The organism is Burkholderia sola (genome assembly GCF_905400185.1).
GTDB lineage: Bacteria > Pseudomonadota > Gammaproteobacteria > Burkholderiales > Burkholderiaceae > Burkholderia > Burkholderia sola.
Genome location: NZ_FR989675.1, coordinates 1624202 through 1640980, shown reverse-complemented (window position 1 = coordinate 1640980; position 16779 = coordinate 1624202). Strand labels below are relative to the sequence as shown.

Here is a 16779-nt window from a genome sequence, read left to right as displayed (position 1 = left end):
GATTCACCTCAGCCGCGCGAGCCGGTACAGCCAGAAACCGCCGACCGCCTGCAGCACGAACGCCAGATAAATCATCTGACGCCCGCTATCGTCGCTCCACATCGTCGTGAAATAGCGCGGGCTCGTGGCGATGACGAAGCTGCCGACCGCGATCGGCAACAGCGCCAGCACCCATGCGGACAGCCGCGTTTCGGCCGACATCGCGGACAGTTCGCGCTCCGCCTGCTCGAGATCGCGCATGAACGTCGACATCCGGTCGAGCATCACGTCCGCCCGCCCGCCGTAGCGGACCGACAGACGCAGCACCGCACCGACCAGTTCGAATTCGCGGATACGATAGGTGTGCGCGATGTGCAGCATCGCGCGATCGATCTCGACACCGGAGCGCAGCATCCGCGACACGTCGTCGAGGCAGCGGCGCAGCGGCATTTCGGTCGTCTGAAGCGCCGACTGGAACGCCGCCGGCACGCTGTTCCCGAGCGTCACGAGCCGCACGATCCCGTCGAGAAACGACGGCAACTGACGGACGATCTTCAGGCGGCGCCGGCTGATGCGCGACGTGATCCACAGCACGACGAGCACACTGCCGGCAACGACCGCCGCTGCCGCGGCGAGCACGCCGCCAGCCATGCCGGCCCACAGCGCGAGCATCACAAGGACCCCGAGCGCCAGCACGAGGCCGGTGCGCACTTCGTCGAGGCCCACACGGTCGGACAGCACGGCCCATGCACCGAACGCCGACGCGCGCCATCGCGCGAACCCCTGTTCGGGCTCCTGCGCGTTGGCCGTACCGGCCGCCGGGGCGCGTGCGGTGCGCGTCTCGCCGGCCGGGGCCGCGGCGCGCGCGCCCTGTCCCACCCGGCTGTCGAAGAACCGCTGCGCATGCGCACGCCCTTCCCGCACCTGGCTTGCACGCCACAGCAGCAACCCGGCCGCCGCGCAGATCAGCGCGAACATCAGCGCGAGCAAGGTGGCGCTAGACATTGAAGCCTCCGCCTCGCCCGAAGTGGCCACCGAACCCGCCGCCGCCGGACGACACCAGCGTGCTGCGGAAACGTGCCAGCTTCGGCGAATGCGGATGAATGCCGAGCGACTCCCAATGATCGATCTCTTCGCCCTCCGGGGTGACGCGCGCCTCGTAACGATACAGCTCCTGCGTCGACACGATGTTGTCCGACATGCCGGTGACTTCGGTGATCGACAGGATGCGGCGGCGACCGTTGGACAGCCGCCCGATCTGCACGATGAAGTCGATCGCGTTGGCGATCTGCCGCCGCAGGCTTGCTTCGGTGCCCTGAAAACCGGCGAAACCGGCCAGCATCTCGAGCCGGTACAGGCATTCGCGCGGCGAGCTGGCGTGCACGGTGCCCATCGATCCGTCGTGGCCGGTATTCATCGCCTGCAGCATTTCGAGCACTTCGCCGCCGCGCACTTCGCCGACGATGATCCGGTCCGGCCGCATCCGCAGCGTGTTCCGCAGCAGGTCGCGAATCGTCACGATGCCGCTGCCGTCGAACCCGCCGGGACGGCTCTCGAGCCGCACGACGTGCGGGTGATTCAACGACAGTTCGGCCGTATCCTCGATCGTCACGACGCGTTCCGCCATCGGGATGTGGAACGCCAGCGCGTTCAGCAGCGACGTCTTGCCCGAGCTGGTGCCGCCCGACACGAGGACGTTGCAGCGCGCATCGACCGCAGCCTCGAGCAGCCGGCCGATTTCCTCGTTGTAGGTGCCGTTGCCCAGCAGGTCCTCGGGCTTCAGCGGATCCTTGCGGAACTTCCGGATCGACACGACCGGGCCGTCGATCGACAGCGGTTCGATCACGACGTTGACCCGCCCGCCGTCGGGCAGCCGCGCATCGACCATCGGGTTCGATTCGTCGAGCCGCCGGCCGACCGGCGCGAGAATCCGCCGCACGATCCGCAGCAGATGCGCGTTGTCGGTGAAGCGGATCGGCAGCTTCGACAGGATCCCGTGGCGCGACACGTAGATGTCGTTGTAGCCGTTGATCAGGATGTCCTCGACATGCGGGTCCGCCAACAGGTCTTCGATCGGCCCGAAGCCGGCGAGCTCCTTCGTCAGCGCCTCGGCCACCGCGCGCACCTCGCTCTCGTTGAGCGGGATGCGCCGCAGCCGCACGAAGCTGTCGATTTCGAGATCGACGAACTGGTTGATCGCCTGTCGCGACCAACGGCCGAATTCGGCACCCAGTTCCTCGATCCGCGTGAGCAGATGCTCGTGTGCGGCATTCTTGATGTCGTGAAACTGTTGCGTTTGCGAGAACGGCGCTGCGCCGTCGGCAAATTGAATGTCGTGTGCCATCGCTTACGACCGCTTCGTTGAGGATTGAATGATTCGCCTGAGCGCCGAGAGGCCGCCGGCCGCACGCTGTGTCGCTCCGGGCGCCGGCGCGCCCGCGAGGCGCTCGACCAGCGGCCCGAGCGCGCGGACGTACGGATCGCGTTCCGCGACCTCGGCGATCAGCTTGCCCTGGTTCGCCGCATGCCCGATCGACACGCGCCGCGACGGCAGCGTCGCGACCAGCGACAGGTCGAGCCGTTCGGCGATCTGCGCGGGCATCAGCCCAAGCTCGGCGTCGAACTGGTTGACGACGAGCCGGATCCGGTCGGTCGCCGCGCCTGCCTCGCGCAACCCGTCCAGCATCTCGACCGCCGACACGACCGATGCCACGCCCTGGTCGCAGACCAGCCATGCTTCGTCCGCCAGGTTCACGACCTGCGCGATGAATTCGCGATTCGGGAAGCCGCCGAGATCGACGATCTGGTGATCGAAGAACGCGCGCAGCCGGTTCAGCAACGCCGCGCACGACGCCGTCGCCACGTCGCGCAACTCCGCGAGATTCGGTGGCAGCGTCGTCAACGCGACGCCGCTCGAATGACGTGCGAGCGCGGTCGTGACGAACGTGCGGTCGATCCGGCGCAGGTTGCGCACGGCCTCGACGAAATGGAATTCGCACCGCGTGTTCAGGAACAACGCGCCGTCGCCGGCCGGCAGCCCGAGATCGAGCAGCGCCGCCGTGCGCGCAGGGTCGGCCGGCCGCCGCTGCATCAGCACCGACAGGTTCGCGGCGAGCGTGCTCACGCCCATCCCGGCGCGTGCGCCGAGCAACGCGGTGACCTTCCCGTGACGGTTGGCCGGCTCGCTGACGTTGTCGAGCAATACGCGCGTGATCCGCAGCGCCTCATCGGCCGGCGCGGAAAAATCGACGAAATCGCGCACGCCCGCGCGCAGCGCGGCGAGTGCCCCTTCCGGTTGCGCGAGCGAGCCCAGTGCGACGACCGGCACGCCCGGATGCGCCGCGCGTACCGCGGCGACCACCGTGCTTGCCGCCGCGCAGTCACCGGAAAAATCGATGAACACCAGTGCCGGATTCAGCACGCCGATACGCTGCGACAGCGCGGCGCCGTCGAGCGGCACCCCTTCGACCGCGCCGGCGGACACGAGCGATTGCGACAGCCAGTGCACATGCTCCGCGAGCGCGGATGCACAGACGAAGTAGTCGGTGACGGCGGGCTCAGCCAAAGAGTAGGTTCTCGCATTCATCTTGGATACTCCCAATGAAGCAAGGCATCGCGTCGTACGCGACGGCCTGCGCGGTCCGGTAACGATTCGGCGCGCTCATTTCGAGAACCCCGGCCCCGCGTCCGGCGATGCCATGCCGCCCAGATACGAACGCCACACCGGACCGTCGCGCTGCTCGGACAGCTCGCCCGGCGTCGCCGGCAGCGGTGCACCCTGCGCGATCGGGGCAACGAGATGCGGCGTCACGATGATCACGAGTTCCTTGTCGTTCTGCTGGTAGCTCAAATTCTTGAAAAACGCACCGATGATGGGCAGATCGCCCAGGAACGGCACCTTGTTGACGTTGGACGTGGTCTCGCGGTCGATCAGGCCGCCGATCACGAAGCTCTCGCCGTCGCCGAGCTCGACCGTCGTGTCCGCGCGCCGCGTCGTCAGCGCGGGTACCTGCACGCCGTTGATCGTGATCGAATGCACGAAGTCGAGCTGGCTCGACTCGGGCGCGACCTTCAGCGCGATCCGCCGCGGGTTCAGCACGGTCGGCGTGACCGTGAGCCCGACGCCATAGGGTTTCCATTCGATCGAAATCGTGCCGAGCGATTGCGGCACCGGCACCGGAATCTCGCCGCCCGCGAGGAAGTTCGCGCTCTGGCCGGACAACGCGACGAGCGTCGGCTGCGCGAGCACGCGGGCCAGGTTGTTCGCCTCGAGAATCGACAGGTCGGCGAACAACCCGTGCGTCACCGAATTGACGACGAGGTTGAACGCCGACGAAATCGGCACGTTCGTGTTGTAGGTGAGCGAACCGCCCGGCGTACCGGTAATCGATGTGAGCCCCGTCGGCGCGAAGGCGCCGAACGCAAAGCCGTTGCTCTGCTTGAAGAAGTTCAGGCCCGCCTGCTTCAGCACCGAACGGCTGAATTCGACGACACGTACGTCGACCTGCACGACATTCTTGCCGGAGATCGTCGACGCATCGAGCGTCGTTCCGTCCTTGCCGCCGACCGTCTTCGCTGCGTGGACTGCCCGCTGATGTCCGTCGAGCGTTGCGGCCGCACCGCCGATCACCGTCGCGCCGCCGTACGTGTTCACGCTCGGCGACGCGCCGTCCAGCAGCGCCCGCGCCGCACCGCTCGTAACGTTCACGTTATAGGCGGTCGGCTCGTCGCGGCCGCGCTCCCAGATCATCACGTTCGTCGCACCGGCATTCTTCGCCACCAGCAGCACGCCGCCGCGCCCGCCCTTCACGACGAGCACGTCGGCCACCGACGGATCGCCGACCGCGACCCGCTGCAGTGCGCGCCCCGTCGCAAGCTGCCGCTGCGCGCCGACCGCAAGGCTGATCGTGCCACTCGTGTCGGCCGCGTCCGACAGCGGCGGCATCGCCAGTGCGCTCAATGCAATCGCCAAACCAACCAGTTTCTTTTTCATTGTTTTGCCGTCTTCGTCCCGCTCAATAAGCGACCGTTTCGGTCCGCCCACCCCGAATGACTTCGATGCTGCCGCCGCTCGGATGCCGCGCGACCACCCGTGGCGCCGCACGCGGGGCCGGCGCCGTCGTCGCGCTCTTCGACAACTCGCCCAGCACCATGCCGGCCGCGGCAAGCGCCGACGGACTCTTGTCGTCGCCGACGCGAACGGCGACGGTTTGCGCCGCGACGTCGTCGTCGCGCGGACTACGCAGCGCGAGCACGAGCCGGCCGCTCTGCTCGGCGAGCGTCAGCGCGTCGACCTGCGCCGTGGGCACGGCCAGCACCGCGGTCCGCGTGCCGATCACCGAGCCGTTCGAGCTGTCCCGCTCGGTCGTCGCATCGCCGAACGACAGCACGCGGACCTTCGACATCAGCAGCCGCGCCTGAGTATTCACGATCTCGGCCGTCGACGTCCCGCCGATCGCCACGCCGGTCCCGTCGCGCTTCAGATTCACGAACACGTCGACATAGTTGCCCGGCCGCACGCGGTTGCCAACCGCGTTGGTCTCGTCGACCTTGATCGCCACGGCGCGCTCTCCCGGTGCAATCTGCTCGGCGAGGCCGGACGACAATGCGCTCCCGACGACGGCCGCCTGCGCGGGAATGTCCGCTGCCGGAATGCGGCCGACCAGTTGCAGCGGATCGGCGAACGCCCCCTGCGGAGCGGCGCTCGACTGCTGGACCTTCAGCGCATCGGCCGGAATCGGCTGGCCGGCTTGCAGTTGCCGCGTCGTCACGACGACCGGCACGCTCTGCGTCGCGACCGTCGACGCAACCGGCGCGACGTCGGCCGGCTTGCGACCGAGCATCCACGCATAGATGCCGAGCAGGATCGCGATCGCGATCAGCAAGCCCGCGATGATCTTCGTCAGGTTGTTGGCCATGGTGTTGTTATGCTTCCCCGCTACTCACGATTGAATTCTCCGCGCGACGTCGCCGACCGGGCGCCCTCGACCGGCACGGCGCCGTCGCCGCCGTCTATATGATGTTGACCGGGCTGATCTGCACCATCGCGGTTCCGGTGAGTGTCGACGGCACCGGCAACAGCGAACCGAGCAGCGGGAACGACGGAATCAGCGGGCTCTGCGCGTACGGGTAGGTCAACGTGATCTGGACGCACAGCATCGTCGCGTCGTACGAACAGTTACCTTGCTGCGTGGGCGAGCATGTCGACCCTTTCAGCCAGGTGGTCAGGTTCGTCGCGGCCGTGCATGCGGCCTGGGCCCGCGCCGCCAGCGCGGCTTGCTGCGCTGCCTGCACCGATGCGGCCGCACCGACCTGCTGATAGTTCAACGCGGCGCGCGCGCCTTCCGTTGCGGCAAGCGTCAGATTTTGCTGGGCCGCGAAGATCATCCCGTACGTGATGATCGCGTACAGGATCAGGAAAAACACCGGGAGCATCAGCGCAAATTCGATCGCCGTCGCGCCACGCTCGCGCCGCCGCGTCCCGGATGCCGGACGAACCGCCGTCATTGCACTCCCCCGGTCGCGATCCGGTACAGGCACCACAGGGCCGCGGGGATCACGAGAAACGCGGCATACGGCGAGGCCCGGAAACCGGCGATCTGCATCGTCGGGGAACGCCGCTGCCACAGGGCCGACACCGGCGTACGGGTGGAGAAGACCAGCATGCCCGCATGCGCGAATGCCAGCAGGCTTGCGACGATCCAGAGCCACAGCAATGCTTGCGGGCCGCACCACGCGCCCAGCACCGCGAATACCTTGACGTCTGCTGCGCCCATGACGCGCAGCACGAAAAACGGGAAAAGACCGAGAAAGCCGACCAGTACGCCAATGAGCGCCTGATTCACGGATATGCCTAATGGATTATGTCCGGCGAGCACAAATGCGGATACGAACCCACCGATCACCAGTGAATTCGGTATGCGCCTATGCCGGATGTCCTCAAGCGCGACGAGCGTCGCCCACGCGAGGAAAACCCCGACGCCAGTTAGCAGGATCATTTGCGCCCCGAACGGCAAAACTTACCGCGCGGATTGCCGAAGCAATCCGCGCCCCTGACAACAGGGAAATGAGCAAAAGCTCGTTCGTTATGCCTTCGGTAGCTGGTTCGCGATGTAGCTGAACGCCCCGGAAATGCCGCCCGTCAACGTGCCAACGGCAGTGACGAGAGCAACGGCGATCAGCCCTGCGATGAGGCCATACTCGACTGCGGTAACCCCGTCTTCTTCCTTAAGGAAACGCTTGATGATTGCTTTCATTTTATTCCTCGTGCCTGTATTTACGTTTTCTGGCCTTTATACGTATACATCCCCGCATTCTGGCCGTTTGCCCCAACCGTTCGTCACATCTGCTGTAACGTCAACCGGGTGCGCTTTCTTTATAGGTCGCCCCGAAGGGCATTGCTCACGATTTGATGCAAGTTAACATTCGCGATAGCGCTCCTCCTCGAACGTAGTGTACCGAACCGTACATTTCCTTACATCTGCTCCCGATTCTATATCCGTTCCTATTTAAATTCCAACCTCTTTTAACCGCTCTGACGGAAAAAAAGACCAGGAGCACGACGTATTTGTACGGCGTTTCGGTACGACTTACACATAGGATTTACGATAGGTTAGATGTGCACACCTAATCCATCAGTAAAACCATTGCCGTGTCCACCAAGCCTGCGCGGGGCCCACGTTACGCCGCACGCGTAACGCCAATGTTGTGACGTTACGTTACGAAACGGCCGAAACCGTTCTCATTCATCTGCTTTTAAACAGATTCAACAATCTTTCAATTCCCGCGACTTCCTTTTCCGACAAGGAATTGCCTCGTTTAAAACCGGTTGTCGAACCGTCGGGCCTCGAAATGGCACGACAGTTGCAGAGTAGTCCTCGCACCACTCAACACAACGCAGTTCACAACACATTTTTAATGCGAGGAAGAAATGGACATTAAGGTTATCCCTCATGGCGTGTTCCGGACGACTCTGATCGCGGCCACCGTTGCAGCCATGCTCTCCCTCTCCGCGTGCGGCGGCTCCGGCTCCATCAGCCAGGGCCTCGGCGGCGGTTCCAGCTCGGGCGGCGGCGATACGATCTCCACGTCGGGCGGCAACGGCACGAGCGGCACCTCGGGTACGAGCGGCACCTCCGGCACCAGCGGGACCTCGGGTACGAGCGGCACGAGCGGTACCTCCGGCACCAGCGGAACTTCGGGTACGAGCGGCACGTCCGGCACCAGCGGAACTTCGGGTACGAGCGGTACGTCCGGCACCTCGGGTGTCTCGTCGAACGCCGTGGGAACTGTCCTCGCACAAGCCAGCACGATCCCCACGGGGCTCGGCGGCGCCGTCTCGGGTCTCGGCACCGTCATCGCCGGCCAGTCGCTGCCGGGCGTCAATCCGGGCACCACGCAAGCCGCGGGCGGCATCGTGCAAAGCGTAGGCGGCGCGGTCACCGCGCTGGGCAATGGCCTCGGCAGCGGCCTCGGCCAGCTCGGCGCGACGAAGGATCCGGTCGGCACCACGGTCGCCAGCACCGGCGGCGTGGTCAATCAGCTCGGCGGCGCAGTCACGCAAACCGGCAATCTGGTCACGAGCCTCGGCAGCGGCCCGCTGTCGCCGCTCGCGCCGGTCACGGGCGCCGTCGGCGGCCTCGTATCGACGCTCGGCGGCGCCGTGTCGAACGGCGGCACCACGCTCACCAACGCGCTGTCGACCGGCCCGATCCAGCAAGTCACGCAAACGGTCAGCTCGGCCATCACGCCGATCACGACGATGGTCGGCCAGACGACGCAGACGATCGGCGCGGCAACCGGCCTCGGCGCACCGGTCAACACGCTGCTCGGCACGATCGGCAACGGGCTGAACCAGGCCGGCGCGCTGATCGCATCGACGGGCGGCAACCCGGTCACCACGGGCCTCGGCGGCACCGTCTCGTCGACGGGCAACACCGTGAAGGCCGTCGGCGGCCTGCTCACAGGTGGCACGGGCGGCGTGACGAATCCGCTCGCGCCGCTCGCCGGCCTCCTCGGCACCGTCGGCGGTCTGGGCGGTGCAGCAGGCGGCACGAGCGGCGGCCCGCTGGCTCCGGTTACCGGCCTCGTCTCCACCGTCACCGGCGCGCTCGGCGGCGCCGCAGGCGGCGCAGGCGGCGGCCCGCTGGCTCCGGTCACCGGCCTCGTCTCCACCGTCACCGGCGCGCTCGGCGGCGCCGCAGGCGGCGCAGGTGGCGGCCCGCTGGCTCCGGTCACCGGCCTGGTCTCCACTGTCACCGGCGCGCTCGGCGGTGTGGCGGGCGGCGCGGGCGGCAGCCCGCTCGCACCCGTCACCGGCTTGGTCTCCACCGTGACGGGCGCGCTCGGCGGTGCGGCAGGCGGCAGCGGCAGCCCGCTCGCCCCGGTGACGGGCCTCGTCTCCGCGGTCACCGGCGCACTCGGCGGCGTAACGGGCGGCGGCAATCCGATTGCAGCGCCGGTCCCCGCAGCCACCAGCACCGTCGGCGCGCCGGCGCTGAGCGGCGGCACGGGTGCCGTCACGAGCTCCGGCTCCGGCACGAACCTGCTCGCACCCGTCACGTCGCTGATCGGCGGCTTGCTCGGCGGCACGCACAAGTAATCCGACATCCATTCATCGACAAGACAGCGAGGAGTCCATCATGTCCCAGCGTTCCAACACGACGACCACCCTGCGCCAATGGCGCGTACCCCTTACCGTTTTCGCGACGGCCTGCCTGCTCGCCGCGTGCGGCGGCAACAGCGTCAGCGCGCCGCCGAGCGGCAGCACCAGCGGGACGAGCGGCACCAGTGGCACGAGCGGTACCAGCGGGACGAGCGGCACCAGCGGCACGACGACCGGTACCAAGGGCGCCGTCAGCACGCTCGGCCAAACCGCCACCGACCTTGGCAGCACCATCGGGAACGTCAGCCTGCCGGGCCTCGGCGACGGCGTGACGAAGGGCGTCGGCAGCACCGTGTCGAGCACCGGCACGATCATCGACGCGGCCGCCGATGCGTTGAGCAACGGGCTCGGCCAGACCGGCTCGATCAAAGATCCGGTCGGCACGACGGTCGCCGGTCTCGGCAACGTCGTCGGCGCGACGAGCAACACGGTGTCCGGCCTGAGCTCGACGGTCAAGGCGCTGGGCGCGGGCCCGCTGGCGCCGCTCGCACCGGTCACGACGCCGGTCGGCACCGTGCTCGACACGGTCGCCAACGGCCTGACGGCCGCCGGCACGACGATCGGCTCGACGCTGTCGTCGGGCGCCGTGCAGCAGGTCACGCAACCGATCAGCTCGGCGATCACGCCGCTCGTGATCACGGCCGGCCAGGTCACGCAGCAGGTCGGCACGACGACCGGTCTCGGCCAACCCGTGTCGGGCCTGCTCGGCCAGATCGGCGGCGCGATCAGCTCGGCCGGCAAGCAGGTCGGCGGGACGTCGAGCCAGCCGCTCGTCGGCGACGTCGGTCAGCTCGTGACCGCGGTCGGCAATACCGTGACCAACGCGGGCGGCCTCGTCAATCCGAACGGCCCGAACGGCGCAGCACCGATCCCCGGCCTGATCACAAGCCTCGTCGGCGGCTCGACGGCAACCGTCCAGAACGGCTCGTCGTCGGGTTCCGCTTCGACGAATCCGCTCGGCGGCCTGCTGTCGGGTCTCGGTTCGACACCGCTCGGCTCGCTCACCGGCGCAACGGGCGGCTCGGGCAGCGGCCCGCTCGCACCGGTCACGGGCCTCGTCTCGACGGTCACCGGCGCGCTCGGCGGCGCGACGGGCGGCGCAGGCAGTGCAAACCCTCTCGCGCCCGTCACCGGTTTGCTGAATACTGTCACCGGAGCAGTGGGCGGTGCAGCAGGGTCCGGGGGCTCGAGCCCGCTCGCGCCGGTCACGTCGCTGGTCGGCAGCGTGTCGGGTACGGCATCGTCGGGCAGCGGTTCGACGGGCCTGCTGGCACCGGTCACGGGGTTGCTGGGTACGCTGGGTAGCGTCGGCAAGTAAGGAGGACGGTCGCGTCATCGCAGCCGGAGCGAATGACGCGGCCGTACGAACACAACCGGCATGGCGGCACGCGGCGCGCGACACCTGGGTGTCGCGCGCCGGCATTACAAAGAAGACGAAAAGCAAGGCCTACGAGGAAGAACAATGAAATCCAGACTCGACAGATGGATGATGCTGCTCGCCATCGCGGCAGCAGGCACGGCACAGGCGCAAACGCGCGTCGGCGGCAACCCGCTCGACTCCCTTCCCCAGATCAACGCACCGAAGACGGGCCCGAACGTCACCGTTCAGGTCGCGCCGCAGGCGCCGCAATTGCAGGAGCTGCTGTCGCGGCACCTGACGCCGAAGACGTTCCAGGTCGAAGGCGTGAAGTCGATACCGTTCGAGGAAATCACGCGCCGCTTCACACCGCTCGTCGGCAAGGACATCACGATCGGCGAGCTGATCGAAACCGCCAACGGCGTGACGAAGCTGTATCAGGAACGCGGCTACGCGCTGTCGTTCGCGTTCGTTCCCGCGCAGACGTTCGAGAACGGCGTCGTGCGCATCACGGTGGTGGAAGGCTATGTGTCGGACGTCAAGGTCACCGGCAAACCCGGCGCGATGGAACCCAAGATTCGCGCGATTGCTGCCCACATCACGGACGATCGCCCGCTGCGCCGCGCGACGTTCGAGCGTTACGTGAACACGTTCGGGCTGTTGCCGGGCCTCACGGTGAAGGCGAACGTGCCGCCGCCGCAAACCACCGACGGCGCGACGACGCTCGAACTCGCGGTCGATCGCAAGCCGTTCAACGTCAGCACGGGGATCGACTTCAACCACCCGGGCGTCCAGGGCCTCATCACCGCGACCGAAAACGGCCTCACGCGGTTCGGCGAGCAGTTGAGCATCTCGGCGCTCGCGCCGCCGGGACGCGACAAGCAGACCTACTTCGCGTTCAGCGGCGCGGTGCCGATCGGCAGCAACGGCCTCATCACGCGCCTCGATGCCAGCACGTATCGCGGCAAGCCGACCGACAACCCCGGCCTGCCGTCGTCGGTCGAGCGCACGGTCAAGAACGAGAAGCTCGGTCTTTCGGCCTCCTATCCGATCTTGCTGAACAATCAGCGTAGCCTGCTCGGTACCGTGTCTGGCTATGCGTCGCACAACGAAGACCGTTACCAGAGCAAAATCAACGGCAACAGCATCGATACGCGCTCGCAAGTCCGCGTGCTGCAGATGCAGCTCGACTACACGAGCGTCCAGCCGAAACAGGTGCAGAAGCTGAGCGTCAACGTCGCGAAGGGCTTCAACATCCTCGGCGCGTCGAAAGCGCAGGACACGACTATCGGTACGACGACGATCTCGGCGGACAGCCCGATCTCGCTGACCTTCGTTCGAACCGGCGCGACCTTCACGCAGACGAACGAATGGCCGTTCCGCATCGGCACGTCGGTGTCGCTGACCGGGCAATACAGTCCCGATTCGCTGCCGACGTCCGAGCAGATCTCGTTCGGCTCGACCCGCTATGCGCTCGGCTATCAGCCGGGTGAAACGTCGGGCGACTCGGGCTGGGGGATGTCGCTCGAAGTCAACCGCGGCTTCACGCCGGGCTGGACGTATCTGAAATCGATCACGCCGTACATCGCATACGACATGGCGCGCGTGTATCTGCACGCGGGCACGCCATCGCCGAATCGCATGTCGTCGGTCGGCATCGGCGTGCGACTCACGGACAGCCGCTACTACAGCCTCGATCTGAACGTCGCCAAACCGGTCGGCGATGCGCCGGTCGAAAGCGCGTCACGCAGCCCGCGCATCAACGCGGCGTTCTCTTATCAGCTCAACTGATCGGTCACCAAAGTCACGAACGGCGAGCGTCATGCTGGCCGTTTCGATTAGAGTCCCCTCTATCAAACGCGGCGTGCGGTTTCACGTATTCTGGCGAAGCTCGCAACATGCCCGCCCCATGCAGACGGTCGTGCGAGCGAATCGAACAGACATGCAAAACAAGGAGGATGACAATGATTCAACTGACTCGCCCGTTGCGTGCACTCGCCATCGCCGGCGCCCTGCTCGCGTGCGCAGCCCCCACGTTCGCACAAGCCGACAGCCCCATCGGCATGTGGCAAACGATCGACGACAACACCCATCAACCGAAGGCGCTCGTGCAGATCGCCGAGGACGGCGACGGAGCGCTGACGGGCAAGGTCGTCAAGGGCCTCGGCGCGAATGATACGCCCGATCGCCGCTGCACCGCATGCACGGACGAGCGCAAGGATCAGCTCATCAAGGGCATGACGATCATCAAGGCGATGAAGAAGGACGGCGACCACTGGGACGGCGGCAACATTCTCGACCCGGAGAACGGCAAGGTCTACAAGTGCAAGATGACGCTTGAAGACGGCGGCCAGAAGCTCGTGGTGCGCGGCTACATCGGCGTGTCGCTGCTGGGCCGGTCGCAGACCTGGGTGCGCCAGCAATAACGCCGTACGCGCGAGTACGCGCGGCTCAATGAAAAATCGGCCTGCGACGACGTCGCCAGGCCGATTTCTTTTGGTGCACGCACAACGAAAAACCGATGGGCTTCACGCCGCGTGCTTCATCGCATCCGATGGATAGCTGCCCGGCGCACGATATGCGGGTGCCGCGTGGCTACGCGCCTCCGCCGCCTTCGATTGCGTGTGCTTGCGCATCCGCGCGGACAGCTCATTGCAGAGATTCATGCCGACGTCGCCATAGAGCTCACGCATCACGTTCATCAGCGTGCCCGTTTCGTGCCACGCCTTGAAGCGTCGATGGCATGTTTGATACGACGGGTAACGGCGCGGCATGGCCGACCATGTCGCGCCACTGTAGATCACCCAGAGCACGCCGTTCAGCACGGCGCGCGTATTGGCTAACGGCCGGCCGCGCAATTCGGTGCGCGGCTGCATTTCGGGCAGAAGCGGCGCGACGCAGCGCCATTGGTGGTCGGTCAAATCGCGATACGGGGTCATGGACATCTCCAGCCTTAATAACCATGACACCACAATATCGGCTCACCTCAACGATGAATATAAGACAAATCCGAAAATACCCTGAGATTCGCTGAATTTAACCGAAATTGACGTTTAAATGTCGCCAATTACCCGAGCCGGCAATCGGCTCAGGTCAACGACGTATCGACGATGCGGCGCGGCGTCTCGATATATTCCTTCGACTGCATCTCGACGATGCGCGAGACCGTACGCGCGAATTCGTTGGCCATCGGCCCTTCGACGTACAACGCCTCGGCCGGCACCGCCGCGGACATCAGCAGCTTGACCTTGTGGTCGTACAGCACGTCGATGAGCCACGTGAAGCGGCGCGCTTCGGACGCCATCCGCGGCGACATCTGCGGCACCTCGGACAGCACGATCGCATGGAAGCGGCTCGCCAGCTCGAGGTAATCGTTCTGCGAACGCGGGCCACCGCACAGCGTCGCGAAATCGAACCACACGACGCCGTCCGCCTTGCGCAGCGCCTTCAGCTCGCGCTTCTCGATATGCAGGATCGGGCTCTCGTCGGGCACGGCCGCGAGCTTGCCGAATGCATGGCGTAGTTCGCGATCGGCCTCCGCGCCGAGCGGCGTGTGATACATCTTCACCTGCGCGAGCGTGCGCTGGCGATAGTCGACCCCCGCGTCGACGTTGAGCACGTCGAGCTTTTCCTTGATCAGCGCGATCGCCGGCAGCATGCGGTCGCGATGCAGGCCATCCGGATACAGGTCGTCGGGATCGTAATTGGACGTCATCACGAACTGCACGCCGTTGTTGAACAGGCGGTCGAGCAGGCGGTATAGGATCATCGCGTCGGCGATGTCCGACACGTGGAACTCGTCGAAGCAGATCAGCCGGTAACGCTTCGCGATGCGTCGTGCGAGTTCGTCGAGCGGATCGGCCTGCCCTTTCAGCTCCTCGAGCTCGCGGTGCACTTCGCGCATGAATTCGTGGAAATGCAGGCGCGTCTTGCGCTGCACGGGCACCACCGCGTAGAAGCTGTCCATCAGGAAGCTCTTGCCACGGCCGACACCGCCCCACATGTAGACGCCGCGCGGGAGATCCGGGTGATTGATGAGCTTCTTGAACGCGTTCGAGCGGCGCGCCTTGTAGTCGACCCATTCGTCGAAACAGCGCTGCAGGCGATCGACGGCCGCGCGCTGAGCGGGATCGGACTGATAGCCGCGCGTGGTCAGTTCGCGCGTGTAGTATTCGGTGACGTTCATCAGGGCAAACCGGAAAAAACAAAGGCGAGCGGGAAAAACCCGCCCGCCCTCGTCATGAGACGGTTGCGCCAGCCGGTGGCCGGCCGGCGCTATACCGCGCTCAGCTGTTCAGCGAGCGCTTGTCGACCGCGAGCGCCGCTTCGCGCATCACTTCCGACATCGACGGGTGCGGATGGCAGATGCGGGCGATGTCTTCCGACGCCGCCTTGAACTCCATCGCCACCACGGCTTCCGCGATCAGGTCCGACGCGTTCGCCGCGATCACATGCACGCCGAGCAGTTCGTCGGTCTTCGCGTCCGCGATCATCTTCACGAAACCGTCCGGCGCGTTCATGCCGAGCGCGCGGCCGTTGATCGAGAACGGGAACTTGCCCGACTTGATCTCGCGGCCTTCGGCCTTCAGCTGCTGCTCCGTCTTGCCGACCCATGCGATTTCCGGGTACGTGTAGATCACCCAAGGAATGCAGTTGTAGTCGATGTGCGGCTTCTGGCCGTCGATCACTTCCGCGACCAGCACGCCTTCGTCTTCCGCCTTGTGCGCGAGCATCGGGCCGCGCACCACGTCACCGATCGCGTACACGTTCGGCACCGCCGTGCGGCAGTGGTCGTCCACGTCGATGAAGCCGCGCTCGTTGGCCTTCAGGCCGATGGCCTCGAGGCCGAGGTTGTCGGTGTTCGGCACGCGGCCGACCGACACGATCAGGCGGTCTGCGTCGAGCGTCTGCGCGTTACCGTCCTTGTCCGTGTACGCGATCGACACGCCGTCGGCGCTCGTCTTCACGTCGCCGATCTTCACGCCGAGATGGATGTCGAGGCCCTGCTTCTTGAACAGCTTCGCCGCTTCCTTCGCGAGCGCTTCGTCGGCTGCGCCGAGGAACGCCGGCAGCGCTTCGAGCACCGTCACTTCGGCACCCAGGCGACGCCACACCGAGCCGAGCTCGAGGCCGATCACGCCCGCGCCGATCACGGCGAGCTTCTTCGGCACCGCGTCGAACGTCAGCGCACCTTCGTTGTCCGACACGATCTTGTTGTCGACCGGGATGTTCGGCAGGTGACGCGCCTTCGAGCCCGTCGCGATGATCACGTTCTTCGCGGTGACGACTTCGGTTTCACCCTCGCCGCTCACTTCGATCTGCACGCCGGCGTCGGTCTTGCCGGTGAACTTGCCATGGCCCTTCAGCCAGGTGATCTTGTTCTTCTTGAACAGGAACTCGATCCCGCTCGTCATCTTCTCGACGATCGCGTCCTTGCGGCCGAGCATCTTCGCGACGTCGATCTTCACGCCGTCGACCGTGATGCCGTGGTCGGCCAGGTGATGCGACGTGTTCTCGAACTCTTCCGACGACGCGAGCAGCGCCTTCGACGGGATGCAGCCGACGTTCAGGCAAGTGCCGCCGAGCTTCAGCGCGCCGGCCGGGTTCTTCCACTTCTCGATACAGGCAACGGTCTTGCCGAGCTGCGCGGCGCGAATCGCGGCGATGTAGCCGCCGGGGCCGGCGCCGATCACGACGACGTCAAATTCCTTGGACATGACAATCCTTTCTACTTGTACGCCCGTGGGTTCGCGCTTGGGCGCGAACCCACGGAACGGGT

15 protein-coding genes are annotated in these 16779 nt (G+C 66.1%); 4 read left to right on the top strand and 11 right to left on the bottom strand.

The genetic code is table 11. The annotated features are described in order from the left end of the window. Window positions 1-3 precede the first annotated feature (3 nt). From KR541_RS07565 to KR541_RS07530, 8 genes are all read right to left on the bottom strand, one after another. A complete protein-coding gene (locus KR541_RS07565; RefSeq protein WP_050012504.1) occupies window positions 4-984 on the bottom strand; it encodes a type II secretion system F family protein in 981 nt (326 codons plus the stop codon). Next, entirely contained in the window at window positions 977-2323 is a 1347-nt protein-coding gene (locus tag KR541_RS07560; protein ID WP_050012503.1) for a TadA family conjugal transfer-associated ATPase, read from the bottom strand. The genes KR541_RS07565 and KR541_RS07560 overlap by 8 nt, the downstream gene beginning before the upstream one ends. A gap of 3 nt (window positions 2324-2326) precedes the next feature. Next, a complete protein-coding gene (locus KR541_RS07555; RefSeq protein WP_050012502.1) occupies window positions 2327-3565 on the bottom strand; it encodes a fimbrial protein in 1239 nt (412 codons plus the stop codon). Window positions 3566-3640: 75 nt separating this feature from the next. Continuing rightward, window positions 3641-4972 (bottom strand): type II and III secretion system protein family protein, encoded by a 1332-nt coding sequence (locus tag KR541_RS07550; protein ID WP_050012501.1) that lies wholly within the window; start codon window positions 4970-4972, stop codon window positions 3641-3643. A 22-nt stretch (window positions 4973-4994) separates the two neighbouring features. Next, on the bottom strand, window positions 4995-5897 hold the full coding sequence (gene cpaB, locus KR541_RS07545; RefSeq protein WP_089488390.1) for a Flp pilus assembly protein CpaB: 903 nt from the start codon (window positions 5895-5897) through the stop codon (window positions 4995-4997). 94 nt (window positions 5898-5991) lie between these two features. Next, window positions 5992-6486, bottom strand: coding sequence for a TadE/TadG family type IV pilus assembly protein (locus tag KR541_RS07540; protein WP_050012499.1), 495 nt, complete (start codon window positions 6484-6486; stop codon window positions 5992-5994). Then, window positions 6483-6977 (bottom strand): A24 family peptidase, encoded by a 495-nt coding sequence (locus tag KR541_RS07535; RefSeq protein ID WP_050012684.1) that lies wholly within the window; start codon window positions 6975-6977, stop codon window positions 6483-6485. Before KR541_RS07535 ends, KR541_RS07540 begins: the two co-directional genes overlap by 4 nt. 87 nt (window positions 6978-7064) lie before the next feature. Then, complete coding sequence (locus KR541_RS07530; protein WP_050012498.1) at window positions 7065-7235, bottom strand: Flp family type IVb pilin; 171 nt, start codon at window positions 7233-7235, stop codon at window positions 7065-7067. Between the two features lie 674 nt (window positions 7236-7909). Here KR541_RS07530 and KR541_RS07525 point away from each other — a divergent pair. The 4 genes from KR541_RS07525 (at window position 7910) to KR541_RS07510 (ending at window position 13426) form a co-directional block, all read left to right on the top strand. After that, window positions 7910-9580, top strand: coding sequence for a collagen-like triple helix repeat-containing protein (locus KR541_RS07525; protein WP_050012497.1), 1671 nt, complete (start codon window positions 7910-7912; stop codon window positions 9578-9580). A 37-nt stretch (window positions 9581-9617) separates the two neighbouring features. Continuing rightward, the gene (locus tag KR541_RS07520; protein WP_124556364.1) at window positions 9618-10961 is read left to right on the top strand and encodes a collagen-like triple helix repeat-containing protein; all 1344 of its coding nucleotides are present in this window, start codon (window positions 9618-9620) and stop codon (window positions 10959-10961) included. Window positions 10962-11105: 144 nt separating this feature from the next. Then, on the top strand, window positions 11106-12791 hold the full coding sequence (locus KR541_RS07515; protein ID WP_050012495.1) for a ShlB/FhaC/HecB family hemolysin secretion/activation protein: 1686 nt from the start codon (window positions 11106-11108) through the stop codon (window positions 12789-12791). A gap of 173 nt (window positions 12792-12964) precedes the next feature. Continuing rightward, complete coding sequence (locus KR541_RS07510; RefSeq protein WP_050012494.1) at window positions 12965-13426, top strand: DUF2147 domain-containing protein; 462 nt, start codon at window positions 12965-12967, stop codon at window positions 13424-13426. Window positions 13427-13528: 102 nt separating this feature from the next. On the opposite strand, the gene KR541_RS07505 is transcribed toward KR541_RS07510, so the two are convergent. The 3 genes from KR541_RS07505 to lpdA all read right to left on the bottom strand — a co-directional run bounded on the left by KR541_RS07505 (window position 13529) and on the right by lpdA (window position 16717). Then, entirely contained in the window at window positions 13529-13972 is a 444-nt protein-coding gene (locus KR541_RS07505) for a transposase (protein ID WP_124593173.1), read from the bottom strand. 116 nt (window positions 13973-14088) lie between these two features. Beyond that, on the bottom strand, window positions 14089-15186 hold the full coding sequence (gene zapE / locus KR541_RS07500) for a cell division protein ZapE (RefSeq protein WP_027811308.1): 1098 nt from the start codon (window positions 15184-15186) through the stop codon (window positions 14089-14091). 100 nt (window positions 15187-15286) lie between these two features. Beyond that, the gene (lpdA, locus tag KR541_RS07495) at window positions 15287-16717 is read right to left on the bottom strand and encodes a dihydrolipoyl dehydrogenase (protein ID WP_050012492.1); all 1431 of its coding nucleotides are present in this window, start codon (window positions 16715-16717) and stop codon (window positions 15287-15289) included. Between the last annotated feature and the right edge of the window lie 62 nt (window positions 16718-16779).

Bases quoted from the DNA above. Each gene is read 5' to 3' on its own strand.
- KR541_RS07565 (WP_050012504.1), bottom strand. From the start codon at position 984: ATGTCTAGCGCCACCTTGCTCGCGCTGATGTTCGCGCTGATCTGCGCG.
- KR541_RS07560 (WP_050012503.1), bottom strand. From the start codon at position 2,323: ATGGCACACGACATTCAATTTGCCGACGGCGCAGCGCCGTTCTCGCAA.
- KR541_RS07555 (WP_050012502.1), bottom strand. From the start codon at position 3,565: ATGAATGCGAGAACCTACTCTTTGGCTGAGCCCGCCGTCACCGACTAC.
- KR541_RS07550 (WP_050012501.1), bottom strand. From the start codon at position 4,972: ATGAAAAAGAAACTGGTTGGTTTGGCGATTGCATTGAGCGCACTGGCG.
- cpaB (WP_089488390.1), bottom strand. From the start codon at position 5,897: ATGGCCAACAACCTGACGAAGATCATCGCGGGCTTGCTGATCGCGATC.
- KR541_RS07540 (WP_050012499.1), bottom strand. From the start codon at position 6,486: ATGACGGCGGTTCGTCCGGCATCCGGGACGCGGCGGCGCGAGCGTGGC.
- KR541_RS07535 (WP_050012684.1), bottom strand. From the start codon at position 6,977: ATGATCCTGCTAACTGGCGTCGGGGTTTTCCTCGCGTGGGCGACGCTC.
- KR541_RS07530 (WP_050012498.1), bottom strand. From the start codon at position 7,235: ATGAAAGCAATCATCAAGCGTTTCCTTAAGGAAGAAGACGGGGTTACC.
- KR541_RS07525 (WP_050012497.1), top strand. From the start codon at position 7,910: ATGGACATTAAGGTTATCCCTCATGGCGTGTTCCGGACGACTCTGATC.
- KR541_RS07515 (WP_050012495.1), top strand. From the start codon at position 11,106: ATGAAATCCAGACTCGACAGATGGATGATGCTGCTCGCCATCGCGGCA.
- KR541_RS07510 (WP_050012494.1), top strand. From the start codon at position 12,965: ATGATTCAACTGACTCGCCCGTTGCGTGCACTCGCCATCGCCGGCGCC.
- zapE (WP_027811308.1), bottom strand. From the start codon at position 15,186: ATGAACGTCACCGAATACTACACGCGCGAACTGACCACGCGCGGCTAT.
- lpdA (WP_050012492.1), bottom strand. From the start codon at position 16,717: ATGTCCAAGGAATTTGACGTCGTCGTGATCGGCGCCGGCCCCGGCGGC.